The following is a 25,577-nucleotide window of genomic DNA, read 5'->3' as shown; positions in this document are numbered from 1 at the left end:
ACGAACCCCACGCGTAGCGCCCGGGCCGCCCGTAGGACCCGGCCACCGCCTCCGTAGGCGGACCGCACCGTACGACTTGCACCGAGCCGTACGCCGTGTGCCGACCCGTACGACTAGGCTCGCGCCCGACACAGCGACACCGCACCACCGCAGTCGGGAGAGAGCCACACCATGGCCAAGAAGCGCCCCCAGACGAAGGCCGCCGCGCCGCAGCTCAAGGACGGGGAGGTGCCGGTCGTCGGAGCCCGTGAGCCCTGCCCGTGCGGCTCCGGCCGCCGCTACAAGGCCTGCCACGGCCGGGCCGCGTCGCACGCCGTGACCGAGCTGGTCCAGCGCCCGTTCGAGGGCCTGGCGGGCGAGTGCGACTGGGTCGCGCTGCGCGAGCTGGTCCCCGCCGCCACCGTCGAACTCACCCTCAAGGACGGGCTGCCCGAGGGCGTGCCGTCGGTGACGCTCGCGACCGTCCTGCCGATGGCGTGGCCCGCGCTGCGCCGCGACGACGGCTCGGTGCTGCTCGGCCTCCAGAACGACACGCCGTCCGGTGACCTCAGCCGCGACCTGGCGGACACGCTCACGCGCGCGTTGACGGCGGAGCCGGGTACGCCGGTCGCCGCCCAGCGCGTCGACCCGCAGGGCCCCCGCCTCCAGGACCTGCTGGACCCGGCCGCCGCGTTCGAGCCCGCCGTGCACAGCGGGTTCGAGTTCTGGGTGCGGGACGAAGAAGGCACAGAGAACGTCACCCCCGAGGTGTCCGCCTCCCTGGAGCGCGCCAACGCGGCCGCGATCCCGACCGTACGGCTCACGTCGGTCGACTCGTCCTACTGGTGCGAGACGCCCGACAAGAACCACCTTCGGTGGGTCATGCCGCACGAGGAGGAGCGCCTTCTGGACGCGCTCGCCCGGCTGCACGCGGCGGGCACCTCCTCGCTCGGCGAGGGCACCCGGCTCGTGGGCTCGTTCCGGGCGCACGGTCTGACCGTTCCGGTGTGGGACCTGCCGAGCGCGATGACGGCCGAGGAGTGCGAGAAGCCGGCCGCGGCGTTCGCGGAGCGTCTCGCGGTGGCGCTGGCGGACGAGTCGCCGCTCACGCCGGAGGAGCGCAGGGCGCGCGGCGGTCTCACCAACCGCCAGGTGACCTTGAGCTGAGCGTGACCATTCCTGTCACGGGACAGGTGACCCGCGTCACAACTCCCGGTAGTCGCAGATAAATCGGTGTCCGAATAACCGAGATCGAATTTGCGAATGACAGATCTCTTGTTACCGTTCTAAGAGCCCGGTCGCTGGTGCATCCCCCGTCGCCAGCGATCGGGCCCTTCCATTTTCTCTTCCGGTTCGCCGTACGCGCCCACGTGGCCGTTTGCCTCTCAACGAGCCGCGTCCGCCGCCGAGTTGAGCGCCGCGCCGTAGGCCGCATTGGATCCGGAGCGCAGCAACAGAGGCGCCTCATCGCCTGTTCCGGCGAACTCCGCGACCGCCGAGTACGCGCCAGGTTTTCCCCTCGCGGGCTCTCTCGGCGTCTCGCACACTCCCGGTTGATCTCCCGCACCGACAGCACAGTTCGTCTGTACGGTGTGGCCGCCCGGCCCCATCAGTGTGAGCACCGAGCGCAACCGTCCGCCAGTGGCATTGCGGTAGTAGGTGCGCGCCCAGGCGTCGTGGCCCTCGGTCAGCACACAGGTCTGCGCCTCGACGCCGTCGGGCGAGACGAGTTCGGGCCCGCAGCGGGCGGCCGGCTCGACAGGCACCTCGCCCACGCGCGCGTGGGGAACCCGCTCCGCGTCACCCGGAACAGAGTCATCCGGAACGGAATCGTCCAGTACCGAGCCGGAGCCACCGGGCAGAACGGAATCGGACCCCTCGGAGTCGGCGGCCTCGGCACGGCTGGGATCGATCCGGGGGGCGGGATCGGTCCGGGCGGGATCGCCGCCCGCGGACCCGGCCCCCGCCGGCTCCGGCTCTTCGGCCGGTCCGGCCGAAGCCGCCAGCGGCAGCAGCACCGTGAACACCACCACGGCCCCGATACCGATCATGCGGAGGTTCACGGCGGCCCACCCATCCCATGGAATTCCTGCGGTGGGCCGAAGATAGCGACGGAAACCGGGCGCCCGGTGATCCGCGCGCCCGTTTCCCGTACAAGTGGGGCGCTCTCACACCCGAACGAGTGACACCGGGTCCCGGCGGGAACTCGGTGCCCGCCCCGTTCGCTGACCAAGTACGCGTCCCGGGGCACCGGCTTCAGTACGCGAGCCGGGATCCGCCGTCCGGTGCGCTGGTCGACGCCGCGACCAGCGCGTCCACCACCGCCTCCACATCCGGCAGCCAGGGCCTGGCCGACCCCGGCAGCGGAGCCCGCTCCCAGCGCACCTGCCCCTTCCCCGTCTCGGACGGGGGCAGCACCAGATATCCGCCCTCTCCGTGGAAGCGGAGCGAACTCGGCACCCAGTCCTTGGAGTAGAGGAGGTCACCCAGACGTTCCATCGAGTACGGAGCCACCAGCAGCGACCACCGGGTGGGCGTCGCCACCACGGGGCCGAGCCGGATGCCCATCTCGTCGAGCACCACGAGCGCTCGCGCCCCGGCGACAGCCGGGAGGCTCACCGCGCACGGCGCCGTGCCGCCCGTCGCCAGGAGCACGGGGGCCGCCGGGCGGTTGGTCCACCACCAGCGCACCAGGCGTTCGTCGGTCGAGGCCGCGAGGAGCCCCGGGTCGAAGGGGTGCGCCCCGGGAACGGCGCAATCGGGGTCGGGACAGGCACAGCCGCGGCCCCGGTCGCCGCGGCCGCCGGCCGCCTTGAGTCCCACACCTGGGAGTACGGGCCATTTCCACTCGGTCGCGCAGGTCAGCGCGGCGCCAAGCTGAGCAGCCCTTTCACTGCGCCGGAACCGGAGCCTGCGTCGCCTTCCGAGGATCTCGCGCATGAGCGCTCGTTCCTTTCCGTTGAACGCCGAGGTCCACATCACACCATGTGTGCATCACTTCACTGCGCGTACATGCTCTGCGAGCCTGCGGTACGGGTAACCCGTCAGGACCGAGCGTGGGCTGTGACCATTAAACGCATGGCGAGGGGTGGCGTGCGCGTGGCGCTTGCCGTCCCTTGTGCAAAAAATCCCCGCCACTCGGGGATGGGGCGCGGCCGTCGGGTGTTAAGACGCCCTGACCCGCCGCCGGGTTCCGGGACACCGTCAACTGCCCCTGGCCATCACCGAGTACGTACCCAACCAGCTCGATATGACGCGCTCTTGAACGCCCTCAGTCGACCCCAGAGATAGGCCATAGGGGGCATTTTTCCGCCAAGTTGAACACCCCCTGGACACCAACAATCCTGCTAGGACAATGCTGGACATCCCCTTACTTGTGCGTGTACATCTGGATGCATTGATGGCGGCGCAGATTGACATGGGGGTTTGCGATGCTATTCAGCAGAATCGACCGGTCGGAAAGCCGACTGCCATGAGCGCCCCGCACCTGCCGAAAGTGGCTGGAATCGATCCAGCCGTCCCACCCCCCGCGCACACTTCTGCGCCTCTGTCCACATCCGCGCCCGTCCCTCCCACGGGCCCCGGAGCGGTGATCCAGGACCGGCTGGCCGGCTGGGTCTCCGACCTCACCACGCTGCACGAACTCACCGAGCGGCTCTCCCGCACCTGTGTGCTCGACGACGCCCTCAACGAGCTGCTGCGGGCCGGTGCCGCGCTGGTCGGCGCCCGCCGCGGCCTGGTCGTCCTGGAGCCCGCCGACGGTCTGGGCCCCGCCGTCACCACCGGCCTCGGCCTGGCCCACGCCGACCTCGGCCACATCGAGACGGTCCCGCGCAGCGCCACCCCGTACGGCAGGATCCTCGACGGCCTCCCCGACGCCGACGGCGGCTCGGACCTGGTCGGCGAGGCGGGCAGCGGCGGCTCCGGCCCCGATCCGCGCCACCGCGAGGTCGCCGCCCGGCTCGGCTACGCCGCCAGCTACGCGCTGCCCCTGACCACCGACACGGGCGACCGCATGGGCGCGGTGGTCTGGCTCTACGACGAGCCCGCCGAGCCGCCCGAGCGCCGCCGCCACCTGGTCGGGCTCTATCTGCGGCAGGCCGCCGAGCAGGTGGCCCGGCTGGTCGAGCTGGACCGCGCGCACACCCGGCTCGCCACCGTCACCGAGGAGCTGCTGCCCAGCAGACTGCCCCGGGTGGCCCGGGTGCAGCTCGCCGCCCGCCACCGCACCGGACCGCGCGGCGGCGGCGACTGGTACGACGCGCTGCCGCTGCCCGAGGGCGCGCTCGGCCTCGCGGTCGGGTCCGTCACCGGGTCCGGGCCGAGTGCCGTCGCCGCGATGGGCCGGCTGCGCGCCAGCCTGCGGGCGTACGCGGTGATGGAGGGCGAGGACCCGGTCGCCGTCCTCTCCGACCTGGAACTGCTGCTGCGGCTGACCGAGCCGGCCCGCTCGGCGACCGCGCTCTTCGCGTACTGCGAGCCCGCGCGCGGCAAGATCGTCCTCGCCGGGGCGGGGCACGCGCCGCCGCTGATCGTCGGCGAGCGCCGCACCGAGTACGTGGAGACCTCGCTCTCCGCGCCGCTGGGGATGCTGGCGTGCTGGGAGGCGCCCAGCGTGGAGATCCAGCCCGCGGCCGGAGAAACGGTGCTGCTGTACACCGACGGGCTGCTCCACCGCACCGGCGACCCGATGGACCGGGCCTTCGCCCGGCTCCACGCGGCGGCCGCGAGCGTGCCGAGGGCCGCCCGCGACGACCCGGGCGCGATCGCCGACCACGTGCTGCGGACGGTGCTGCCCGACGGGCTCGACGTAGCGGGCGGCGACGAGGACGTGGTGCTGCTCGCGGCCCGCTTCGCGTAGCGGACCGGGCGGCTCCGCGGGCCTGGGAGGAGCCGCGGAGCGGGCCACCGACGGCCGCGGCCCGGTAGCGGTCGCCTACACGGTGTAACAGGCCCTACGGCCCTGGACCCTTTTCCACCCGCCCGTACGATGGACGGAGGTCCAATGTCGTACTAAGTGGAGGCAGACCGTGGCCGAGCAGCTCACCCCGGAGACCCCGGAAGAGTCGGAAGAGCAGCCGATCAAGCAGCGCAAGAACGGCCTGTACCCGGGCGTGTCCGACGAGCTGGCCGAGAACATGAAGTCCGGCTGGGCCGACACCGAGCTGCACGGACTGGAGCCGATCGCCCAGGCCGCGCACACCGCCGACCGCCGCGCCGCGCTCTCCCGCCGCTTCCCCGGCGAGCGCCTGGTGATCCCCGCGGGCAACCTGAAGACCCGCTCGAACGACACCGAGTACAGCTTCCGCGCCTCCACCGAGTACGCGTACCTCACCGGCGACCAGACGCAGGACGGCGTGCTCGTCCTCGAGCCCAAGGGCGACGGCCACGAGGCGACGATCTACCTGCTGCCGCGCTCCGACCGGGAGAACGGCGAGTTCTGGCTGGACGGCCAGGGCGAGCTGTGGGTCGGCCGCCGCCACTCGCTGGGCGAGGCCGAGCAGCTCCTCGGGATCCCGGCCAAGGACGTCCGCGAGCTGGCCGCCGCGCTCAAGGAGGCCACCGGCCCGGTCCGCGCCGTGCGCGGCCACGACGCCGGCATCGAGGCGGCTCTCACCGACAAGGTCACCGCCGAGCGCGACGAGGAGCTGCGGGAGTTCCTGTCCGAGGCGCGCCTGGTCAAGGACGCCTTCGAGGTCTCCGAGCTGCGCAAGGCCTGCGACGCCACCGCGCGCGGCTTCGAGGACGTCGTCAAGGTGCTCGACAAGGCCGAGGCGACCAGCGAGCGCTACATCGAAGGAACGTTCTTCCTGCGCGCCCGCGTCGAGGGCAACGACATCGGCTACGGCTCGATCTGCGCGGCCGGCCCGCACGCCACCACCCTGCACTGGGTGCGCAACGACGGCGCCGTGCGCCCGGGCGAGCTCCTCCTGCTCGACGCCGGCGTCGAGACCAACGAGCTGTACACCGCGGACGTCACGCGCACGCTGCCGATCAACGGCACGTTCTCGCCGCTCCAGCGGAAGATCTACGACGCGGTGTACGAGGCCCAGGAGGCCGGTATCGCCGCGGTGAAGCCGGGCGCCCCCTACCGCGCCTTCCACGACGCCGCCCAGCGCGTCCTCGCCGAGAAGCTCGTCGAGTGGGGCCTGTGCGGCGACCTGGATGTGGAGAAGGTCCTGGAGCTCGGCCTCCAGCGCCGCTGGACCCTGCACGGCACCGGCCACATGCTCGGCATGGACGTCCACGACTGCGCCGCCGCGCGCACCGAGACGTATGTCGCGGGCGACCTGGAGCCGGGCATGTGCCTGACCGTCGAGCCCGGTCTGTACTTCCAGGCCGACGACCTGACGGTGCCCGAGGAGTACCGGGGCATCGGCGTCCGGATCGAGGACGACATCCTGGTGACCGAGGACGGCAACGAGAACCTGTCGGCCTCGCTGCCGCGCCGGGCCGACGAGGTCGAGGCGTGGATGGCGCGGGTCAAGCAGGGCTGACGCCACCGCGAGAGCCGGAGCCCGGTCGCCCTTCGGGGTGGCCGGGCTCTTCCCGTACCACCGCTCACGCCCGTGTGCGTACGACCGCTCACGCCCGCGTCGTGTTCACCGGACGCTCCCGCGTCGTGTGTCACGAGACGTTGAGGAGGGCGCCTTCCCGCCACTTCAGGATCTTGTCGAAGCTCACCACGGCGCCTCTGCCCGGCCGGTTGCCGAAGTGGACGTGGTCGGCGAGCTGTTCGATCAGACAGAGTCCTCTGCCCTGCTCCGCCATGGCGGAGCCCAATGTGCTGTTCATCCGTGCTGCGGTGCGACGGCCTCGTCGTACGGGAAAGCCCGGCCCCGAGTCGGCGACCTCGATACGGCATTTCTCGCCGTCCAGATACGCGGTCACCCGGTACGCCGCCGAGGTGCCGGATCCTTCGTCCCCTCCGTGCTCGACCGCGTTCGCACACGCTTCACCGAGTGCGACCGACAGGTCGTAGGAGATGTCCGGATCGACACCGGCGGTCTCCATGGTGCCGAGCAGGAGACGACGTGCGAGCGGAACGCTCGCGGCCTCGCGCCGCAAATGGAGTGACCACCAGATGCTCATGCTCCAGCCTCCTGGCTGCGGCTCGACATACCCCTACGTATTGCCGCAACCCGTGGTTCGTAAGCACGGACTTGACGTGATAGCGCTCATTCGGCGGATGTGTGCGCTCCCCGTGCCGGTGTATGGACGCCGCGCCCGGCCACCCGTCGGGTTCCGGACAGGCGGGGAAGAATGTGATCATCACAGGAATACGGCACCTTGTGGACCTGCCGTATGAGACGGGTAAGGCTGGTGCGATGATGGCCCCGCCATGTCTGCCCGACACGCCCGACACACCGACGCAGGGGCCGGTCTCCGGCTGCTGAGGGCCGCGGTCTTCGCCGCGGTCTGCGTCGTGCTGTCCGCGCTCGGGCACGTCCTGGCCGCCTGTGCGACGGTCCCGTGGTGGACGCTGCTCGCCGGGTTCCTCGGGGTGTTCGCCATCGCCGCGCCGCTCGCCGGGCGGGAGCGCTCGCTGCCGTCCATCGCGGGCGCCCTGGCCGCCGGACAGCTCGGCCTCCACACCCTGTTCGGCATCGGCCAGCACACCGCCGCCGCCTCCGGCAACGGAGCAACCGGCGACACCTCGCTGCTGCGGCTCGCCGCCAAGCTGGTCTGCGGCCCGGCCGCGTCGGCCCAGCTGACGGCCTCGGACGCGCGACGGATCGTCACCGACGCGGGCCTGCGCCCGCCCTCGGGTGGCGCCTCCGCCGCACACGGCCCCATGGCCGGGATGCCCGGAATGGCCGACTCCGCCTCGGCGCACAGCGCCGTGGCCGGACTGCTCCCGTCGCTCCCCATGCTCCTCGGCCATCTGCTGGCCGCGCTGCTGACCGGCTGGCTGCTGCGGCGAGGCGAGGCCGCGCTCTTCCGTCTGGTGCGGCTCTCCGCCCAGGCAGCCACCACCGCCGCCGAAGGGGCGTGCGCACGTTCACTGCGCGCCGCCCTCGGGTTCGTACGGGCTCTGCTCGCCGGTCTTCCCGGGGCGCCCGGGCACGGCCCGCGCCTCCCGCTCGCCCGGCTCGCCGCCCCCCTGCCGCCGGCCGGGGAAGCACTTCAGCACTCGGTGATCAGGCGCGGGCCGCCCGCCGTATTCACCCTCGCAGCCTGACGCGGCCCACTCACGTAAACCAGACGACACCCGTCCCAGGAGTGGTCCGCGGAGTCCGCGCGCATCCGCGCGCCGGACCGTCGCCCTTACCTTCCTGCTGACTGGAGTGTCTTCACCATGAACGTTTCCCGCCGTCTCGCCGTCGTCGGTGCCGTCGCCGCCTCGTCCGTCGTGATGCTGGCCGGCCCCGCCCTCGCGCACGTCAGCGTGCAGCCCGAGGGATCGGCCGCGAAGGGCGGCTACGCCGTCGTCAACTTCAAGGTGCCCAACGAGCGCGACGACGCGCAGACCGTGAAGCTCGAAGTGAACTTCCCGGCCGACCACCCGCTGGCGTCCGTACAGCCCCAGGCGCTGCCGGGCTGGACCGTCGAGGTCACCAAGTCCAAGCTCGACAAGCCGCTGACCGTGCACGGCAAGCAGATCAACGAGGCCGTCACCAAGGTGACCTGGAGCGGCGGCAAGATCGAGTCCGGTTACTTCCAGAAGTTCCCGCTCTCCATCGGCGCGCTGCCCACCGACACCGACAAGCTCGTCTTCAAGGCCGTCCAGACGTACAGCAACGGCGAGGCCGTCCGCTGGATCGAGGAGCAGAAGCAGGGCGCCGAGGAGCCGGCGAACCCGGCGCCGGTGCTCACGCTGTCCGCCGCCTCCGCCGACCACCACGGCGGTGCCGCGCCCGCGTCCGACGACAAGAAGGACGACATGGCCGGGCACGACGACAAGAAGACCGAGGCCGCCTCGGACTCCAAGGACACCGACAACACCGCGCGCGTGCTCGGTGTCGTGGGCATCGTCATCGGCGTCGCCGGTGTGGCCTTCGGCGTACTCGCCGGACGCCGCCGGGACGCGTGATCCCGCCAGATCCCTCCCCCCGACCGGAAACTTTCCCCATGCGCACCAAGTACGTGCCGGCTGCCATCGCTTTCGCGGTGGCGGCGGCACTCACCCTGACCGCGTGCGGTGGCAGCGACGACAAGGCCAAGAGCCCCGTCACCGATGTCTCCGCCGACACCAGCAAGAAGGCCGGCACCGTCCTGGACCGGCCGTTCACCAAGCCGGACTTCGTCCTGACCGACACCCAGGGCAAGAAGTTCGACTTCCGTGAGCGGACCAAGGGCAGGCCGACCCTCATCTACTTCGGCTACACCCACTGCCCCGACGTGTGCCCGCTGACGATGGGCAACATCGCCGTCGCCAAGAAGCAGCTGCCCAAGGCCGACCAGGACAAGCTCCAGGTCGTCTTCGTGACCACCGACCCCGAACGGGACACCCCCGAGTCGCTCGGCAAGTGGCTGAAGGCGCTGGACCCGTCGTTCATCGGCCTGACCGGTGACTTCCCGACCATCCAGGCCGGGGCCCGCTCGATCGGCATCGGTATCGACCCGGCGACGAAGGACAAGGACGGGAAGGTCGTGTCCATGCACGGCGCCCAGGTCATCGCCTTCTCGCCGAAGACCGACCAGGGGTACGTCCTGTACGGCGACACCGCCACCGCAGAGGACTACACCAAGGACCTGCCGAAGATCATTCTTGGAGAGAACCCGTGAACCGCCGCACCACCCTCGCCTCCGCCATAGCCCTGACCGCCGGGCTGGCGCTGGCGGCCTGCTCGTCCGACAGCTCCGACGCCAAGCCCGACCTGAAGGTCAGCCAGGCCTTCATGCCGCAGCCGGTCAGCGCCGACATGGCGGGCGGGTTCCTGGTCGTGAAGAACGACAGCAAGACCGCGGACAAGCTCACCAAGGTCACCAGTGACATCTCCGACGACGTCACGATCCACGAGACCAAGAACCAGAAGATGCAGGAGGTGAAGGCCTTCGACATCCCGGCGAACGGCCGACTCGACCTCGAACGGGGCGGCAGCCACATCATGTTCATGGGTCTGAAGAAGAAGCCGAAGCAGGGCGAGAAGGTCTCCATCGAGCTGCACTTCGAGAAGACCGGCACGGTCAAGGTCGAACTGCCGGTCAAGGAATCCACCTACAACCCGAAGCACCACTGAGGGATGAGGGACTGAACAGACGATGACGGCCACCGCCCCACGCTTCGGAACCGCCCTGGCCCGGCTGCTGCTCGTCGCGGCAGCCCTGCTCGGCGCGGTGTTCGCGACCGCTTCCCCCGCCTCGGCGCACGCCGCGGTCACCGCGACCAACCCGAAGGACGGGGCGGTGGTCGCCTCCGCCCCCAAGGACGTCGACCTCACCTTCTCCGAGCAGGTCGCCATGGACAACAAGTCCATCCGGGTCCTCGACCCGAACGGCAAGCGCGCCGACACCGGCGAACTGCTCAACCTGTGCAGCGGCTCCATCGTGAAGTACGGAGTGAGCCTGCGCGACGGGCTGCCCAAGGGCACCTACACCGTGGCCTGGCAGGCCGTCTCGGCCGACAGCCACCCGGTCGCGGGCGCCTTCACGTTCTCCATCGGCGCCCCCTCCAAGACCTCCGTCTCGCTGTCCGCCCCGGACGTCGGCGGCGGTCTGGTCGGCGCGCTCTACGACACCATGCGCTACGCCGCCTACGCCGGCTTCATCCTCTTCACCGGCGGCGGCGCCTTCGTCCTGGCCTGCTGGCAGCGCGGCGCCTCGGTGCGCCCGGTGCAGCGGCTCGTCGTCGGCGGCTGGCTGACGATGACCGCGGCCACCATCGCGCTGCTGCTTCTGCGCACCCCCTACACCGGCTCCGGGGAGCTCGCGGACGCCTTCGACCTCGACGGGCTCAAGGCTGTCCTGCAGACCAAGTCCGGTGCCGCGCTCAGCTCCCGGCTGCTGCTGCTCAGCGCGGCCGCGCTGTTCATCTCCGTACTGTTCGGCGCGTACGCCAAGCGCGAGGACGAGGAGAAGAAGGACCTCACCTACGGCCTCGCCATCGGCGGCTTCGTGGTGGCCGCCGGCATCGCCGCCACCTGGGCGCTCGCCGAGCACGCCTCGACCGGCATCCAGACGGCGCTCGCGATGCCCGTCGCGGTGGTGCACCTGCTGTCCGTGGCGACCTGGCTGGGCGGGCTCGCGACCCTGCTGGTGGCGCTGCACCTGACGCCCGCGGTGGAGCGGGCGGCGGTGCGGCGGTTCTCCCGGATCGCCTTCTGGAGCGTCGCCGTCCTGGCGGCGACCGGCGTCTACCAGGCCTGGCGCCAGGTCGGCTCCTGGTCCGCGCTGACCGGGACCGGTTACGGGCAGATCCTGCTGGTGAAGGCCGGGCTGATCGCGGTGCTGCTCTCGGCCGCGTACATCTCCCGCCGCTGGACCGGGCAGCTCTCCGAGCACGCGGCCCCCGAGGCCGAGGCGGCCTCCATCGTCGAGCAGCGAACGGCCGAGCCCGAGCCCGAGCTCATCGAGGAGCCGGAGCCGGTGAGCGTGCCGGACGACGCCAAGGGCCCGGCCGACCGCAAACGCGCCCAGCAGCTGGCCCGCCAGCAGGCCGCCATGACAATCGCGCGCGAGAAGCGCATCCGCGACGCCGACCCACAGCGGTCGGGGCTGCGGCGCTCGGTGCTCACCGAGGCCGGGGTCGCGGTGGCGGTGCTCGCCGCCGCCACGATCCTGTCGTCGACCGAGCCGGGGCGTACGCAGGAGGCCGCGGCCGCCGCCCAGTCGAACACCCAGGTGGCCGTGCCGGACCGGCCGATCAGCCTCCGCATCCCCTTCGACACCGGCGGCAAGAACGGCAAGGGCACGGTCCGCCTCACCCTGGACCCGGGCCGCACCGGCGCCAACGAGATGCACGTGTGGACGGACGACGCCGCCGCCAAGCCGCTGGACGCGCCGGAGGTGAGGGTCGCCTTCACACTGACCGCCAAGGCGATCGGCCCGCTGCCCGTCGCGCCCGAGCGCATCACCCGGGGACACTGGAGCGCGAGCGGCGTCCAGCTTCCGATGCCGGGCGACTGGCAGGTGTCCGTGACCGTGCGGACCTCCGACATCGACCAGGTCACCGTCGACAAGAACATCAAGATCGGCTGAGTACGCACCAGATGACCGACCAGATCAACGAGATCAACCAGAGCACCGACAGCGCCGGCGCGCCCCTCGACATGACCCGTCGGCGCCTGCTCGGCACGGTGGGAGCGGCCGGCGCGGCCGGTGTCGCGCTGGGCGCGACGGGCGGCGCGCTCGTCCACGCCGCCGTCGAGTCGGACGGGTCGGGGAGTCCCGAGCTGTCCTCGGTCGGCGCCACCGAGGTCCCGTTTCACGTGAAACACCAAGCGGGGATCTCCACTCCGCTTCAGGCCTGCGGTCATCTGATCGCCTTCGACCTCGCGCCCGGCGCCGGGCGCAGGGAGGCGGCGGCGCTGCTGCGGCGCTGGTCGGCGACGGCGAAGGCGCTGATGGCGGGCGAGCCGACGGGCGCGGACACCGGGGTCGCGCTGGACGCGGGCCCGTCCTCGCTCACCGTCACGTTCGGCTTCGGCCGCACCTTCTTCGACCGTACGGGCCTGGTGGCGCAGCGCCCCGTCGAGCTGGACCCGCTGCCGGACTTCTCCTCGGACCGGCTGGACCCCAAGCGCTCCAACGGCGATCTGTGGGTGCAGATCGGCGCGGACGACGCCCTGGTGGCCTTCCACGCGCTGCGCGCGCTCCAGAAGGACGCGGGCGCGGCGGCCCGGGTGCGCTGGCAGATGAACGGCTTCAACCGGACGCCCGGCGCCACGAAGAAGCCGATGACGGCCCGCAACCTGATGGGCCAGATCGACGGCACCGGCAACCCCAAGCCCGCCGACCCCGACTTCGAGAAGCGGATCTTCGTCCCGGACAGCGGGAAGCCGGCGTGGATGGCGAACGGCTCGTACGCGGTGGTGCGCCGGATCAGGATGCTGCTCGACGACTGGGAGAAGATGCCGCTCGCCCAGCAGGAGCAGGTGATCGGCCGCAAGAAGGCGAACGGCGCCCCTCTTTCGGGCGGTACCGAGACGACCGCGATGCAGCTCGACAAGTTCGGCCCGGACGGCAAGCTGGTCATCCCCGACAACGCGCACGCCCGCATCTCCGCGCCCGAGCAGAACGGCGGCGCCGCGATGCTGCGGCGCGCCTTCTCGTACCACGACGGGATCTCGGCGGACGGGGTGCCGGACGCGGGCCTGCTCTTCGTCGCCTGGCAGGCCGACCCGCTGCGGGGCTTCGTACCGGTGCAGCGCAAGCTCGACCGGGGCGACGCGCTGTCGGCGTTCATCCGGCACGAGTCGAGCGGTCTGTTCGCGGTGCCCGGCGGGCCGCGCGCGGGCGAGTACGTGGGTCAGCTGTTGCTGGAGTCGTGAGCCGTGACCGGTGGGTCCTGACCGTTCGAGACGGCCTTCGCCCGTGACGGCAGGCCATTAGGGTGACGGGTATGTCCGCCACGCGATACACGTATCTCGGTCCCGAAGGCACCTTCACCGAGGCCGCCCTGCGCACGCTGCCGGAGGCGGCGACCCGTGAGCTGGTGCCGATGGTGTCCGTGCCCGCCGCGCTCGACGCGGTACGCAACGGGGAGGCCGCGGCCGCGCTCGTGCCCATCGAGAACTCGGTGGAGGGCGGGGTCACCGCGACCCTGGACGAGCTGGCCTCCGGCGAGCCGCTGATGATCTACCGCGAGGTGCTGCTGCCGATCGCCTTCGCGCTGCTCGTGCGGCCGGGGACGAAGCTGTCGGACGTCAAGACGGTGACCGGGCACCCGGTGGCCCAGCCGCAGGTGCGCAACTGGCTGCGCACCCATCTGCCCGAGGCGCTGTGGGAGTCGGCCGCGTCCAACGCGGACGGCGCCCGCCTGGTCCAGGAGGGCCGGTTCGACGCGGCGTTCGCGGGCGAGTTCGCGGCGGCGACGTACGGGCTGGAGCCGCTGGTCACCGAGATCCACGACGCGGAGAACGCGGAGACGCGGTTCGTGCTGGTGGGCCGCCCGGCCCGGCCCGCCGCGCCGACCGGGGCGGACAAGACGTCCGTGGTGATCTGGCTGGGCGACGACCACCCGGGCGCGCTGCTCGAACTGCTCCAGGAGTTCGCCGTACGCGGGGTCAACCTGATGCTCATCCAGTCCCGGCCGACGGGCGCGGGCATCGGCAACTACTGCTTCGCGGTGGACGCCGAGGGCCACATCTCGGACCGGCGCGTCGGCGAGGCGCTGATGGGGCTGAAGCGGATCTGCCCGAAGGTGCGCTTCCTCGGCTCGTACCCGCGCGCGGGCGTGACGGCCGACGAGGTGCGCACGGCACGGCCGGGGACCTCGGACGCCGAGTTCGTGGCGGCGGCGGAGTGGCTGGCGCGCAGCCAGGACGGCCGGGCCTGAGCGCTGCCCCGGCGAGCCGGGGCCAGAGGTGAGCCGCACCCAGGAGGAGCCGCACCCGGGGCGAGTCGTGCCCGGGGTGAGTCGCGTCCGGGCGGGTTTTCCACCGGCCCACCCGTAGTCCTACCTGCTGATTTTCACTGTCCACAAAGTTATCCACAGGCTCTCTTCTCGACCTGTGGGTAAGTCGACAACGCAACCGGACAGAGTCGACAAATACCTCTAGTGACGACGCATCCGTCCACAGAAGATCAGCAAGGGCGATGTCACCCCAATTCCCTCGATGAACTCTTTAGGGCGAGCAATTCCCACCCGAATGAGTGTGTGGGAGAGGCTCGAACTGGGAATCCTTGGCCCCGCACCGCGCCACGGAAGGGATCTTGCGGGCAGTCCACAAGAACTCCCCACACCCTGTGGATAACTTTCCCGGCCTGTGTACTTCTGTGGACAAGTCCCTTGGGATGCAAGGGAGTCCGGTCAACGGAAGTCCGGAAAGCACCCCTTTTCAGGGAAAAGGACGGGCTTTATTGACGCCCGTCCCGGAATTCCTCCACCACATTTCCCAATACGGGCAATTCGGGCAAACCGACACGCGGAACGGGCGCGGCGGGGATATCCGGTGGGGTGCCAGGGATCCGCACCGGTAGCCTTGAGGGGTGATTGACCTTCGCCTGCTCCGTGAGGACCCCGACCGTGTTCGCGCCTCCCAGCGCGCCCGTGGAGAGGACGTCGCGCTCGTCGACGCCCTGCTCTCAGCCGACGAGCGGCGCAGGTCGTCCGGCGTCCGCTTCGACGAGCTGCGCTCCGAGCAGAAGGCGCTCGGCAAGCTCATCCCCAAGGCCTCGCCCGAGGAGCGCGCCGAGCTCCTGCAGAAGGCCGAGCAGCTCAAGGCCGACGTCAAGAGCGCCGAGGCCGAGCAGAACGAGGCGGACGAGGCGGCCAAGCGCCTCCTGCTCCAGCTCGGCAACATCGTCCACGAGGACGTGCCGGTCGGCGGCGAGGAGGACTTCGTCGTCCTGGAGACGCACGGCACCATCCGCGACTTCGGGGCCGAGGGCTTCGAGCCCAAGGACCACCTGGAGCTCGGCGAGGCGCTGGGCGCCATCGACGTCGAGCGCGGCGCCAAGGTCTCCGGCTCGCGCTTCTACTACCTGACGGGCGTCGGCGCGCTCCTGGAGCTCGCCCTCGTCAACGCGGCGATCGCGCAGGCCACCGAGGCCGGCTTCATCCCGATGCTCACCCCGGCGCTGGTCCGCCCGCGCGCCATGGAGGGCACCGGCTTCCTCGGCCAGGCCGCGGAGAACGTGTACCACCTGGAGAAGGACGACTACTACCTGGTCGGCACCTCCGAGGTCCCGCTCGCCGCGTACCACATGGACGAGATCATCGACGCGGAGAAGCTGCCGCTGCGCTACGCGGGCTTCTCGCCGTGCTTCCGCCGCGAGGCCGGTACGTACGGCAAGGACACCCGGGGCATCTTCCGGGTCCACCAGTTCGACAAGGTCGAGATGTTCTCGTACGTCCACCCGGACGACGCCGAGAACGAGCACAAGCGGCTCCTGGACTGGGAGAAGCAGTGGCTGACCGGCCTCGAACTGCCCTTCCAGGTGATCGACGTGGCCACCGGTGACCTGGGCGCCTCCGCCTCGCGCAAGTACGACTGCGAGGCGTGGATCCCGACGCAGGGCAAGTACCGCGAGCTGACCTCGGCCTCCAACTGCGACGGCTTCCAGGCGCGCCGTCTGTCGGTCCGCATGCGTGACACCAGCGAGGGCAAGAGCAAGGTCGCCCCGCTGGCCACCCTGAACGGCACGCTGTGCGCGGTGCCGCGCACCATCGTGGCGATCCTGGAGAACCACCAGCAGGCCGACGGCTCGGTGCGGGTCCCGGCCGTGCTCCGCCCGTACCTGGGCGGCCGCGAGGTGCTGGAGCCCATCGCCAAGTGAGCACCGCCCCGGGGAAGCCGTTCCCGTACAAGCTGATCGCGACCGATCTGGACGGGACGCTGCTGCGCTCCGACGAGACCGTTTCGGAGCGCACCCGTGAAGCGCTCGCCGCGGCCACCGCGGCGGGCGCGGCCCACATCGTGGTGACCGGCCGCGCGGTGCCCTGGACCCGGCACATCCTGGATGACCTGGGGTACCAGGGGCTCGCGGTGTGCGGCCAGGGCGCGCAGGTCTACCACGCGGGCGAGCACCGGCTGCTGACGTCGGTGACGCTGGACCGCCAGCTGGCGGGGCTCGCGCTGTCGAAGATAGAGGCCGAGGTGGGCCCGCTGGCGCTGGCCGCGAGCCGGGACGGGCTCGACGGCGAGGTGCTGGTCGGCCCCGGCTACCGGGTCCAGGAGGGCTCGCTGCCGGTCGTCGCCTTCGACCAGGTCGCCGAGCTGTGGTCGGCGCCGCTCAACAAGGTCTACATACAGCACCCGGAGCTCGGTGACGACGAGCTGGCACGGATCGCGCGCCAGGTCGTCGGCAGCCTGGTCGACGTGGTGATGGCGGGCGAGGGCGTGGTGGAGCTGCTTCCGCTGGGCCTGAGCAAGGCGACGGGCCTGTCGCTGGCCGCGCGGCGGCTCGGCTGCCGGTCGACGGACACGATCGCGTTCGGCGACATGCCCAACGACATCCCGATGTTCGGCTGGGCCGAGCACGGCGTGGCCATGGCCAACGCCCACGACGAGCTGAAGGCCGTCGCCCACGAGATCACCGCGTCCAACGAGGACGACGGGATCGCCGTGGTGCTGGAGCAGTTGCTGGGCGCGTGAGCGCGGGCGCGCTGGCTGCTGTCAGCCGTTAGCTGTTAGCTGTTAGCTGTTATGTAAGGGGCGTCCACCATGGGTGGACGCCCCTTACCGATCCCGTGCCCCGGGGTGACCCGCGCCGGTGGCGCGCTCGAAGCGGTCTGCCCTGGGGCCCTCAACCACTGTGCACCGCACGCCCGTTCGAAGCCACTGATTTAGCCCTGGTCAGCGGCCAGCAGGCCAGCCCGATGGCCAGCGCGACTCCGTGCCCGATGTCCGTGAACGTGCCCCCCGTCAGCAGCGGCATCCCGAAGAACGCCACCACGCACGCGAGGTAGAGCCACCGCCAGGGCCGCGGCAGCCGGTACACGAGCAGCCCCGCCGAAGCGGCGAGCCCATAGCTGACCCCGATGTCCACGACGTGCGCCATCCGCTTGGGCACCTCGTGGTTCTGGATGCTCCACAGCACCACCTCCTGGCTGACCAGCGTGGCCGCGACATGGGCGGCGGCGACCGCGATCAGCCACCGCACGGTGCCGATCCAGCGCTCCACGGGCGCGTGGACGAGCTCGAAGAGCACCAGGTACAGCAGGAACGAGGACGGGTCCTCGATCCAGAAGGCGCTGGTGAACAGCGACTGTGCGGGGTGCTTGGTGAGCTCGTGGATGTTGCTGCTGTTGCGGTGCAGCAGATAGTGCCCGAGGTCCTGGCTGGACAGTTCGATGACGATGCTGGTGATCGCGATGACCACCAGCCAGATGTGCGTCCCCGGTGAGGAACGCACCCAGGCCCGCACCGGCCGGGCCGGCTCGGGGGCCCGGCGCGTGCCCGGACCGTGAAGCGTCGTCATGCCTCGATGATGACCCGGGCGGGGCCCGAGGGCCGCCGCCCGGGTCCCGGGAGGGTGACGCTCGCCTCTGCCCGCGAGGTCACTCCTCCCCGGCCAGCTTCAGCGTCCGCAGCTTCTGGCCCGCGTACCAGGTCGCCAGGACCGTGACCGCCGTCAGCAGGACGACCGCGGCCGGCAGGCCGACGTCCGAGGTGATAAAGCCGTTCGTGCCGATCCGCTCGGCGAGGGCGAGCGACCACTGCTGGACGCTCAGCGTGCGCGCGCCGGGGACCAGGTTGCCGAACAGGCTCTCCCAGACCAGCGCGTAGACCAGGCCGAAGACCACCGCGTGCCGGGTGACCGTGCCCAGGAGCAGGAAGACCGCCGCGTACGCGATCGAGGCGACCAGGGCCGCGACCGTGTAGGCGATCGCGATCTGCTGGCCGTTGCCGTTGAGGATCATTCCGGCGATGAAGGTGGGGACGGCCGAGAAGGCCATGGTCACCGCGATCGCCACGATCAGCTTGGTGAAGATGATCGTCGGGCGTTTCACCGGCTTGGCCAGCAGATAGACGATCGAGCCGTCGTCGATCTCGGGCCCGATGGCTCCGGTGCCCGCGATGACACCGATCAGCGGGACCATCGTGGCGAGCGCGAACCCGCCCAGCAGATTGGCCGCGACCTGGTCGTCGGCGCCGCTGAAGGACCGGACCGCCGCCGCGATGACGATCAGCAGCACCGGCAGCACGCAGAGGATGGCGGCCCGGCGGCGGCCGAGCAGGGCCCGGTAGGTGAGCCGGGCGACTGTGGGGTTGTACATGACGCTCACAGCTCCTTTCAGGCCGCTACAAGGTAGGAGAAGACGGATTCGAGCGACTCGTCGGACGGCGAGACGGTCAGCAGACGGATGCCGTGGGCCTTCGCGACCTGCGGGAGCAGCGTCGTGAACCGCCCGAAGTCGACCGCCTGGATGCGCAGCGCGCCCTCCTTGAGGTCGACCTCGATCCCGGCCGTCGAGGGGTCGGCGATCAGCGCGGCGGCGAGCGCGCGGTCGTCGCTGGAGCGGATCAGATAGCGGTGCGGGCGGTCGGTCATCAGTCGGCGGATCTTGCGGAAGTCACCGCTCGCCGCGTGCCGCCCGGCCACGATCACCTCGATGTGCGCGGCGAGCTGCTCGACCTCTTCGAGGATGTGCGAGGAGAACAGGACGGTGCGGCCCTCGGCGCCCATCCGCCGCAGCAGGTCCATCAGCTGCATGCGCTGGCGCGGGTCCATGCCGTTGAAGGGCTCGTCGAGCAGCAGCACCGAAGGGTCGTGGACCAGCGCGGACGCCATCTTCACGCGCTGGCGCATGCCCTTGCTGTACGTCTGGATCTTGCGGTCTTGCGCGTACTCCATCTCGACCGTGGCGAGCGCCCGCTGGGCCTCCTTGGCCCCGAGCCCGTGCAGTTCGGCGTTGGCGACGACGAACTCTCGGCCGGTAAGGAAGTCGTACATCGCCTCCCGCTCGGGGACGATGCCGATCTGCCGGTAGACGTCCTCGTTGCGCCAGATGGGGCGTCCGTCGAGCGTCACGCTTCCCGTCGAGGGGGCGAGGAAACCACCCATCATGTTGATGAGCGTGGACTTTCCGGCGCCGTTGGGGCCGAGCAGTCCGGTCACCCCGGGGCCGATCGACATGGTGACGTCGTTGACGGCCACCACGTTGCCGAACCAGCGGGAGGTGTGGTCGATGTCGATGGTGGTCACAGCCCGACCTTCCGGTAGCGGCGCATCAGGACGGCGTACGAACCGGCGATCAGCGCGAGGACGACGAGCAGATAGACCACGCCGGCCCCGGCGCCCGGCCCCACGCGGCCCGGGAAGGCCGACGTCGCGCCGAGGAAGGCGGTCTGCACCCCGTCGATGAGCGTGATGGGGGAGAAGAGCCCGAACCACTTGATGGACCCGGTGGACTGCTGGTCGAAGGCGACGCCCTGGACCGCGGAGACCGCCCCGTAGGAGATCGTCAGGACCGCGATGACGGCCGCGACGCCGAAGCCGCGGCGCGGGGTGAGCGCCGAGACCACCAGGCCGATGCCGGCGAACAGGAGCGAGAGCAGTGCCACCGAGACCAGTCCCTGTGCGAACCCCTTGGTCTGGTCCGCGAAGTCGAGTTTGGCGAGCAGCGCGCCCACGTAGAGCACGACGAGCGGCGCCGCCGTGAGGATGAAGAGCGCCGAGGCCATCGCCGCGAACTTGGCCAGGACGTAGTCCACGCGCTCGATGGGCCGCGAGAAGTACAGCGGCACGGTGCGGAAGCGCAGGTCGCGCGAGACGGTCTGGGGGGCCTGCGCGGCGATGAAGAGGCCGATGACGGCCTGCATCAGGATCGCGTTGCGCGTGTAGTCCACCGGCAGGTCGTTGGCCTTGGTGGCGACGGCGACCGCGACCATGATGGCCGCGGGCAGGCACATCACCGCGAACAGCAGCATCGGCAGCACCTTGGACTTGGCGCTGCGGCCCAGTCCGTACGCCCCGCGCAGCGACTGCGAGAAGAGCGAGCGCCGTGCGTACGCCCGGCCCAGGCGCGGGCCGTCGTAGTTGCGGTAGCCGATGTTGTGGATCTGGGTCTGGGCGATCTGGTTCTGTGTCATCCGCGTCCCTGCGGCCTCAGCTGCCATGGCTGCCGCCTCCGTTCTGCTGTGCGGCGGCGGTCGCCCCCGGGGCTGGAGGCCGCTGATCGAACACAGCGGCGGCGGCGCGCTCGGAGACGGGCTCCGGGGCCTGCGCCGGGGTCTTGAAGACCTCCGCGATGTGGTGGCGGCGCTGCTCCATCCGTACGAGGCCGAGGCCGAGCCCGGCGACGGTGTCGCGCACCACGTCGTACGTCTCCTCGCCCGCCGCCTCCACGAGCAGGATGTGCCCGGCGCCCGGCAGGCCTTCCTCCACGCCCGCGTGGAGCGTGATGCCGGCCGCGACGAGCGCGCCGCGCACGGCTTCGGTGCCGTCCGGGTGCGCGTCGGAGTCGGTGACCTCGACCGCGAGGGTGGTGGTGGTCTGGGTGAAGTCGCTGGTGGAGCTGGACCGCAGCAGCTTGCCGCCGTCGATGACCACTACGTGGTCACAGGTGCGCTCCAGCTCGCCGAGGAGGTGCGAGGTGACCAGGACGGAGATGCCGAAGTCGGTGTGGATGCGGCGGATCAGACCGAGCATCTCGTCGCGGCCGACCGGGTCGAGGCCGTTGGTCGGCTCGTCGAGCAGGACCAGCTGGGGGTCGTGGACGAGCGCCTGGGCGAGCTTGACGCGCTGCTTCATGCCGGTCGAGTAGCCGCCGATCGGGCGGTACCGCTCCTCGTAGAGGCCGACGTGGCGCAGGGTGTCGGCGGTGCGCTCGCGGGCGGCGGTCACCGGCAGGCCCGACATGCGCGCCATGTGCACGACGAACTCGGTGGCCGAGACGTCGGGCGGCAGGCAGTCGTGCTCCGGCATGTAGCCGACGCGCTCACGGATCGCGCCACCGCTGGTGGCGACGTCGAGGCCGAGCACCGCGGCGGTGCCCTCCGTGGCCGGGGAGAGGCCGAGGAGGATCTTGATCAACGTCGACTTGCCGGCTCCGTTGGCACCCACCAGGCCGGTCACACCGGGCCCGATGTCCAAGGAGAGCCGGTCAAGCGCGGTCACCCGGGGGAACCGCTTGCTCAGGCTTTCGGTCGCGATCACATTCACACTTCGAAGGTAGTGGCGCAGGCCACACCAATCGTCAGACCAGGCGGCTGGATCCGTGTCCGACTCCAGAGGTACGGCCCCCTAGGTGCCCCCTACGGAAGGCTGACGGGACCCTGAGAAACGCCCACCGACGGGGGATCAAGTTGTCTACAACGCCCTCGTCGTCCACAGGTCGGCCCGGAACCCTTGACGTAGCCGCCGTGCATTGTCACATTCATCAGTGTCAAGTTACGCACGCGTACGGCGACAGGGGTGTGGCGCGATGCCAACGGCGGTCAAGACGGAACTCGACGCGCGGCTCAGCGGGTTCAGGGAAGTGCAGCGGCTCGCCTATGAGTGCGCGGAGGCCGTCGCGGCCCAGCTCAAGCCGGGCGTGACGGAGCGCGAGGCGGCCCGTATGCAGCGGGAGTGGCTGCGCGAGCGCGGTGTGCGGGACTGGTTCCACCTGCCGTTCGCCTGGTTCGGTGACCGCACGGCGTTCGTGAACTTCCGCATCCCGCTCCAGTTCTTCCCCACCAACCGGAGGCTGGAGGCGGGGATGCCGTTCATCCTCGACATGGCCCCGGTCTACAAGGGCTTCACGGCTGACATCGGCTACTCGGGCTGCCTGGGCCTCAACCCCGTGCACGACCGGCTCCTCGCCGATCTTGAGGCGCACCGCGAGCTGATCCTGCGCGAAGTCCGCGAGCGGCGGCCGCTGCGCGAGATCTACGAGGACGTGGACCGCCTCATGGTCCGCCAGGGCTACGCCAACCGGCACCGCGCGTACCCGTTCGGCGTGATCGCCCACAAGGTCGACCAGGTCAAGGAGCGCCGCTGGTCGCCGAACGTCTTCGGGTTCGGCACCCAGTCGCTCAAGGGCCTGGCGAGCGACGCGCTGCACGGCCACCGCGACGGCTGGTCGCCGCTGTGGAGCCCCTACAAGTTCTCCGACCACCCGCCCCGTCCGGGGCTGTGGGCGGTCGAGCCGCACCTCGGGTTCCGGGGTACGGGCGCGAAGTTCGAGGAGATCCTGGTCGTCACCGACTCCAAGGACCCCGAGCAGAGCGCGTTCTGGCTGGACGACGATCTGCCGCATGTGCGGCGCTGGGCCGAGGAGAAGGCGGCGTGAGCGTGGGAGAGCCGACGGGCAACAGCATGAAGGGCGCGCGCGAGCGCTGGGTGCGCACGGGAGGGATCGAGCTGTGCGTCGCCGAACTCGGCGACGTGGAGCAGCCGACCGTGGTGCTCGTGCACGGCTATCCGGACAGCAAGGAGGTGTGGTCGGAGGTCGCCGTCCGGCTGGCCGAGCGCTTCCACGTCGTTCTGTACGACGTACGGGGCCACGGCCGCTCGACCGCTCCGGCCCCGCTGCGCGGCGGCTTCACCCTGGAGAAGCTGACCGACGACTTCCTGGCGGTCGTCGACGCGGTGAGCCCCGACCGGCCGGTGCATCTGGTCGGCCACGACTGGGGCTCCGTCCAGGCCTGGGAGTTCGTCACCGTCAAGCGCACCGAGGGCCGGATCGCCTCCTTCACCTCGATGTCCGGCCCCTCCCTCGACCACTTCGGGCACTGGATCAAGACCCGGATGACCCGCCCGACCCCCCGCCGGGTGGGCCAGCTGCTCGGCCAGGGCGCCAAGTCCTGGTACGTGTACATGCTGCACACCCCGGTCCTCCCCGAGCTCGCCTGGCGCGGCCCGCTCGGCAAGCGGTGGCCGAAGATCCTCGAACGCGTGGAGAAGGTCCCCTCCGGCGACTACCCCACGTCGTCCCTGCCCCAGGACGCGGCGCACGGCGCCTGGCTCTACCGGGACAACGTCCGGGCTCGGCTGCGCCGCCCGCGCGCCGACGCCTACGCGCACGTGCCGGTGCAGCTGATCACGCCGACCGGCGACGCGTTCCTCTCCGAGCGGCTCTATGACGAACTGGAGCTCTGGGCGCCCCAGCTGGTCCGCCGCACCCTGCCCGCCAAGCACTGGGTCCCGCGCACCCGGCCCGACCGCCTGGCCGCCTGGATCACCGAGTTCATCACCGCCAACGAGGACGGCGTCCCGGCGCAGGACGCCGTGGCCACCGGCCGGTACGCGGACCGCTTCGGCGGCCAGCTGGTCCTGGTCACCGGCGCGGCCAGCGGCATCGGCCGGGCCACCGCCTTCGCGTTCGCGGAGGCCGGTGCGCGGGTCGTCGCCGTGGACCGGGACGCGGAGGGGGCGGCCCGGACCGCCGAGATGTCCCGGCTCATCGGCGCCCCCCAGGCCTGGGCCGAGACGGTCGACGTCAGCGACGAGCAGGCCATGGAGAAGCTCGCCGAGAAGGTCGCCGCCGAGTACGGCATCGTGGACGTCCTGGTGAACAACGCCGGGATCGGCCTCTCCGGCTCATTCTTCGACACCACCTCCGAGGACTGGAAGAAGGTCCTCGACGTCAACCTGTGGGGCGTCATCCACGGCTGCCGGATCTTCGGCAAGCAGATGGCCGACCGCGGCCAGGGCGGTCACGTCGTCAACACCGCCTCGGCAGCCGCCTACCAGCCCTCCAAGGCGCTGCCCGCCTACTCCACCACCAAGGCCGCGGTGCTGATGCTCAGCGAGTGCCTGCGCGCCGAACTGGCCGGGCAGGGCATCGGCGTCAGCGCCATCTGCCCCGGCTTCGTCAACACCAACATCACCTCCACCGCCCGCTTCGCCGGGGTCGACGAGACCGAGGAGAAGCGCCGCCAGAAGAAGTCCGCCCGGCTCTACGGCCTGCGCAACTACCCGCCGGAGAAGGTCGCCACGGCGATCCTGCGCGCGGTCGTGAAGAACCAGGCCGTGGTGCCGGTGACGCCCGAGGCCCGCGGCGCCCACCTCATGTCCCGCTTCACGCCCCGCACCCTGCGCGCGATCGCCCGATTGGAGCCACCGCTGTGAGCACGGAGCGCCGGGAGGACGCGACCCCCGAGCACTACAGGATCACCCCGCGGCGGGTCTCGTTCGACTGGCACGAGACCCCCCTGCACTGGATACCGGACGAGCCCACCGCCACCCATGTCATCAACGTCCTGCATCTGCTCCTTCCCGCGGGCGAGCGGTGGTTCGTGAAGGTCTTCAAGGAAGCCCTTCCGCTGGTCACCGACCCGGTGCTGCTCAAGGACGTCAAGGGCTTCATGGGCCAGGAGGCCACCCACAGCGTCCAGCACGCCTACGTCCTCGACCACCTCGCCGAGCAGCGCCTCGACACCGCCGCGTACACCCGCCACGTCGACTTCCTCTTCGACAAACTCCTCGGTGAGCGGCCACCGTTCGGCGCGCCGATACCGACCCAGGAGTGGCTGCGCTTCCGGCTCTCGCTGATCGCCGCGATCGAGCAGTTCACGGCGGTGCTGGGGGACTGGGTGCTGCACGCCGAGGCCCTAGACCGGGCCGGCTCGGACCCGATCATGCTCGACCTGCTGCGCTGGCACGGCGCGGAGGAGGTCGAACACCGCGCCGTCGCCTTCGACATGTACCAGCACTGCGGCGGCGAGGGCCTGCCCCGCTACGCCCGCCGGGTGGAGGGCATGGTCGTCGTCGCCCCGGTGCTGCTCTGGCTGTGGGTTTGGGGTGCCTCCTATCTGATCCGTCACGACCCCCAGCTCGCCGGCCGGCTGCGCTATTCGCTGCGCGAGCACAACCGGGCGGTACGGCAAGGTCTGCTGCCCAGCTGGAAGGAGCTCGGCGCGGCCATACCCCGCTACTTCCGGCGGTCGTACCATCCCTCGCAGGAGGGCTCCCTGCGCAAGGCCGTCGAATATCTCGCGACCTCGCCGGCGGCCCGTGCGGCAGCGGGTGCGGTCGGCCGCGCCGCCCTGGGGTAGAGGGAGAAGGTTTGTCCGGGCAGCCAGCAACACAGCCATCGGCGGCGCCGGTCCAGTCACCGGCTC

23 protein-coding genes are annotated in these 25,577 nt (G+C 70.9%); 15 read left to right on the top strand and 8 right to left on the bottom strand.

The window, feature by feature from the left end:
• The first annotated feature begins 171 nt into the window (after nt 1–171).
• On the top strand, nt 172–1,146 hold the full coding sequence (locus BX283_RS21750; RefSeq protein ID WP_101389224.1) for a DUF5926 family protein: 975 nt from the start codon (nt 172–174) through the stop codon (nt 1,144–1,146).
• 218 nt (nt 1,147–1,364) lie between these two features.
• Here the strand turns inward: BX283_RS21750 and BX283_RS21745 are convergent, their stop codons facing one another.
• Both BX283_RS21745 and BX283_RS21740 read right to left on the bottom strand, forming a co-directional pair.
• The gene (locus BX283_RS21745; protein WP_257583459.1) at nt 1,365–2,042 is read right to left on the bottom strand and encodes a hypothetical protein; all 678 of its coding nucleotides are present in this window, start codon (nt 2,040–2,042) and stop codon (nt 1,365–1,367) included.
• Nucleotides 2,043–2,235: 193 nt separating this feature from the next.
• Complete coding sequence (locus BX283_RS21740; RefSeq protein WP_101389223.1) at nt 2,236–2,919, bottom strand: bifunctional DNA primase/polymerase; 684 nt, start codon at nt 2,917–2,919, stop codon at nt 2,236–2,238.
• Between the two features lie 415 nt (nt 2,920–3,334).
• Here BX283_RS21740 and BX283_RS21735 point away from each other — a divergent pair, with 415 nt between their 5' ends.
• The gene (locus tag BX283_RS21735) at nt 3,335–4,840 is read left to right on the top strand and encodes a PP2C family protein-serine/threonine phosphatase (RefSeq protein ID WP_101389222.1); all 1,506 of its coding nucleotides are present in this window, start codon (nt 3,335–3,337) and stop codon (nt 4,838–4,840) included.
• Between the two features lie 169 nt (nt 4,841–5,009).
• A complete protein-coding gene (locus BX283_RS21730) occupies nt 5,010–6,476 on the top strand; it encodes an aminopeptidase P family protein (RefSeq protein ID WP_101389221.1) in 1,467 nt (488 codons plus the stop codon).
• Between the two features lie 130 nt (nt 6,477–6,606).
• Here BX283_RS21730 and BX283_RS21725 read toward each other — a convergent pair whose 3' ends face one another.
• Complete coding sequence (locus tag BX283_RS21725; RefSeq protein ID WP_101389220.1) at nt 6,607–7,071, bottom strand: ATP-binding protein; 465 nt, start codon at nt 7,069–7,071, stop codon at nt 6,607–6,609.
• Between the two features lie 250 nt (nt 7,072–7,321).
• Here BX283_RS21725 and BX283_RS21720 point away from each other — a divergent pair, with 250 nt between their 5' ends.
• From BX283_RS21720 to BX283_RS21680, 9 genes are all read left to right on the top strand, one after another.
• Entirely contained in the window at nt 7,322–8,161 is an 840-nt protein-coding gene (locus tag BX283_RS21720; RefSeq protein WP_101389219.1) for a hypothetical protein, read from the top strand.
• Nucleotides 8,162–8,278: 117 nt separating this feature from the next.
• Entirely contained in the window at nt 8,279–9,013 is a 735-nt protein-coding gene (locus tag BX283_RS21715; protein ID WP_101389218.1) for a YcnI family protein, read from the top strand.
• 38 nt (nt 9,014–9,051) lie between these two features.
• Nucleotides 9,052–9,708, top strand: a complete 657-nt coding sequence (locus tag BX283_RS21710; RefSeq protein WP_101389217.1) for an SCO family protein — start codon at nt 9,052–9,054, stop codon at nt 9,706–9,708.
• On the top strand, nt 9,705–10,163 hold the full coding sequence (locus BX283_RS21705) for a copper chaperone PCu(A)C (protein ID WP_101389216.1): 459 nt from the start codon (nt 9,705–9,707) through the stop codon (nt 10,161–10,163). The genes BX283_RS21710 and BX283_RS21705 overlap by 4 nt, the downstream gene beginning before the upstream one ends.
• A gap of 22 nt (nt 10,164–10,185) precedes the next feature.
• A complete protein-coding gene (locus tag BX283_RS21700; RefSeq protein ID WP_101389215.1) occupies nt 10,186–12,120 on the top strand; it encodes a copper resistance protein CopC in 1,935 nt (644 codons plus the stop codon).
• Nucleotides 12,121–12,131: 11 nt separating this feature from the next.
• Complete coding sequence (gene efeB, locus BX283_RS21695; RefSeq protein WP_101389214.1) at nt 12,132–13,412, top strand: iron uptake transporter deferrochelatase/peroxidase subunit; 1,281 nt, start codon at nt 12,132–12,134, stop codon at nt 13,410–13,412.
• A gap of 71 nt (nt 13,413–13,483) precedes the next feature.
• Nucleotides 13,484–14,419, top strand: a complete 936-nt coding sequence (pheA, locus tag BX283_RS21690) for a prephenate dehydratase (protein ID WP_101389213.1) — start codon at nt 13,484–13,486, stop codon at nt 14,417–14,419.
• A 653-nt stretch (nt 14,420–15,072) separates the two neighbouring features.
• Entirely contained in the window at nt 15,073–16,362 is a 1,290-nt protein-coding gene (gene serS, locus BX283_RS21685; RefSeq protein WP_101389212.1) for a serine--tRNA ligase, read from the top strand.
• On the top strand, nt 16,359–17,180 hold the full coding sequence (locus tag BX283_RS21680) for an HAD family hydrolase (RefSeq protein ID WP_101389211.1): 822 nt from the start codon (nt 16,359–16,361) through the stop codon (nt 17,178–17,180). The genes serS and BX283_RS21680 overlap by 4 nt, the downstream gene beginning before the upstream one ends.
• Before the next feature lie 151 nt (nt 17,181–17,331).
• Here the strand turns inward: BX283_RS21680 and BX283_RS21675 are convergent, their stop codons facing one another.
• The 5 genes from BX283_RS21675 to BX283_RS21655 form a co-directional block, all read right to left on the bottom strand.
• Entirely contained in the window at nt 17,332–18,006 is a 675-nt protein-coding gene (locus BX283_RS21675) for a rhomboid-like protein (RefSeq protein WP_101389210.1), read from the bottom strand.
• Between the two features lie 79 nt (nt 18,007–18,085).
• Nucleotides 18,086–18,805, bottom strand: a complete 720-nt coding sequence (locus tag BX283_RS21670; RefSeq protein WP_101389209.1) for an ABC transporter permease — start codon at nt 18,803–18,805, stop codon at nt 18,086–18,088.
• Between the two features lie 17 nt (nt 18,806–18,822).
• On the bottom strand, nt 18,823–19,734 hold the full coding sequence (locus BX283_RS21665; RefSeq protein WP_101389208.1) for an ABC transporter ATP-binding protein: 912 nt from the start codon (nt 19,732–19,734) through the stop codon (nt 18,823–18,825).
• Entirely contained in the window at nt 19,731–20,621 is an 891-nt protein-coding gene (locus BX283_RS21660) for an ABC transporter permease (RefSeq protein ID WP_101389207.1), read from the bottom strand. The genes BX283_RS21665 and BX283_RS21660 overlap by 4 nt, the downstream gene beginning before the upstream one ends.
• 16 nt (nt 20,622–20,637) lie before the next feature.
• Nucleotides 20,638–21,687 carry an ABC transporter ATP-binding protein gene (locus BX283_RS21655; RefSeq protein WP_257584350.1) on the bottom strand — a complete coding sequence of 350 codons (1,050 nt, stop codon included), beginning with the start codon at nt 21,685–21,687 and terminating at the stop codon, nt 20,638–20,640.
• Nucleotides 21,688–21,955: 268 nt separating this feature from the next.
• Between BX283_RS21655 and BX283_RS21650 the strand changes: the two genes are divergently transcribed.
• The 3 genes from BX283_RS21650 to BX283_RS21640 are packed head-to-tail and all read left to right on the top strand — an operon-like array spanning nt 21,956 to nt 25,511.
• Nucleotides 21,956–22,804, top strand: coding sequence for a M24 family metallopeptidase (locus BX283_RS21650; protein WP_101389206.1), 849 nt, complete (start codon nt 21,956–21,958; stop codon nt 22,802–22,804).
• 26 nt (nt 22,805–22,830) lie between these two features.
• A complete protein-coding gene (locus BX283_RS21645) occupies nt 22,831–24,585 on the top strand; it encodes an SDR family oxidoreductase (protein WP_101392500.1) in 1,755 nt (584 codons plus the stop codon).
• The gene (locus BX283_RS21640; protein WP_180357218.1) at nt 24,582–25,511 is read left to right on the top strand and encodes a metal-dependent hydrolase; all 930 of its coding nucleotides are present in this window, start codon (nt 24,582–24,584) and stop codon (nt 25,509–25,511) included. Before BX283_RS21645 ends, BX283_RS21640 begins: the two co-directional genes overlap by 4 nt.
• Nucleotides 25,512–25,577: the final 66 nt, after the last annotated feature.

The organism is Streptomyces sp. TLI_146, assembly GCF_002846415.1.
Classification (GTDB): domain Bacteria; phylum Actinomycetota; class Actinomycetes; order Streptomycetales; family Streptomycetaceae; genus Streptomyces.
The sequence above is the reverse complement of the archived record's forward strand: the minus strand, read 5'-3'. Positions and strand labels throughout refer to the sequence as shown.

What these genes read in the sequence shown, in the direction of transcription:
- BX283_RS21750 (WP_101389224.1), top strand. Translation starts at nt 172, where the DNA reads ATGGCCAAGAAGCGCCCCCAGACGAAGGCCGCCGCGCCGCAGCTCAAG.
- BX283_RS21740 (WP_101389223.1), bottom strand. Translation starts at nt 2,919, where the DNA reads ATGCGCGAGATCCTCGGAAGGCGACGCAGGCTCCGGTTCCGGCGCAGT.
- BX283_RS21735 (WP_101389222.1), top strand. Translation starts at nt 3,335, where the DNA reads ATGCTGGACATCCCCTTACTTGTGCGTGTACATCTGGATGCATTGATG.
- BX283_RS21725 (WP_101389220.1), bottom strand. Translation starts at nt 7,071, where the DNA reads ATGAGCATCTGGTGGTCACTCCATTTGCGGCGCGAGGCCGCGAGCGTT.
- BX283_RS21720 (WP_101389219.1), top strand. Translation starts at nt 7,322, where the DNA reads ATGTCTGCCCGACACGCCCGACACACCGACGCAGGGGCCGGTCTCCGG.
- BX283_RS21715 (WP_101389218.1), top strand. Translation starts at nt 8,279, where the DNA reads ATGAACGTTTCCCGCCGTCTCGCCGTCGTCGGTGCCGTCGCCGCCTCG.
- BX283_RS21710 (WP_101389217.1), top strand. Translation starts at nt 9,052, where the DNA reads ATGCGCACCAAGTACGTGCCGGCTGCCATCGCTTTCGCGGTGGCGGCG.
- BX283_RS21700 (WP_101389215.1), top strand. Translation starts at nt 10,186, where the DNA reads ATGACGGCCACCGCCCCACGCTTCGGAACCGCCCTGGCCCGGCTGCTG.
- efeB (WP_101389214.1), top strand. Translation starts at nt 12,132, where the DNA reads ATGACCGACCAGATCAACGAGATCAACCAGAGCACCGACAGCGCCGGC.
- pheA (WP_101389213.1), top strand. Translation starts at nt 13,484, where the DNA reads ATGTCCGCCACGCGATACACGTATCTCGGTCCCGAAGGCACCTTCACC.
- BX283_RS21675 (WP_101389210.1), bottom strand. Translation starts at nt 18,006, where the DNA reads ATGACGACGCTTCACGGTCCGGGCACGCGCCGGGCCCCCGAGCCGGCC.
- BX283_RS21670 (WP_101389209.1), bottom strand. Translation starts at nt 18,805, where the DNA reads ATGTACAACCCCACAGTCGCCCGGCTCACCTACCGGGCCCTGCTCGGC.
- BX283_RS21660 (WP_101389207.1), bottom strand. Translation starts at nt 20,621, where the DNA reads ATGACACAGAACCAGATCGCCCAGACCCAGATCCACAACATCGGCTAC.
- BX283_RS21650 (WP_101389206.1), top strand. Translation starts at nt 21,956, where the DNA reads ATGCCAACGGCGGTCAAGACGGAACTCGACGCGCGGCTCAGCGGGTTC.
- BX283_RS21645 (WP_101392500.1), top strand. Translation starts at nt 22,831, where the DNA reads ATGAAGGGCGCGCGCGAGCGCTGGGTGCGCACGGGAGGGATCGAGCTG.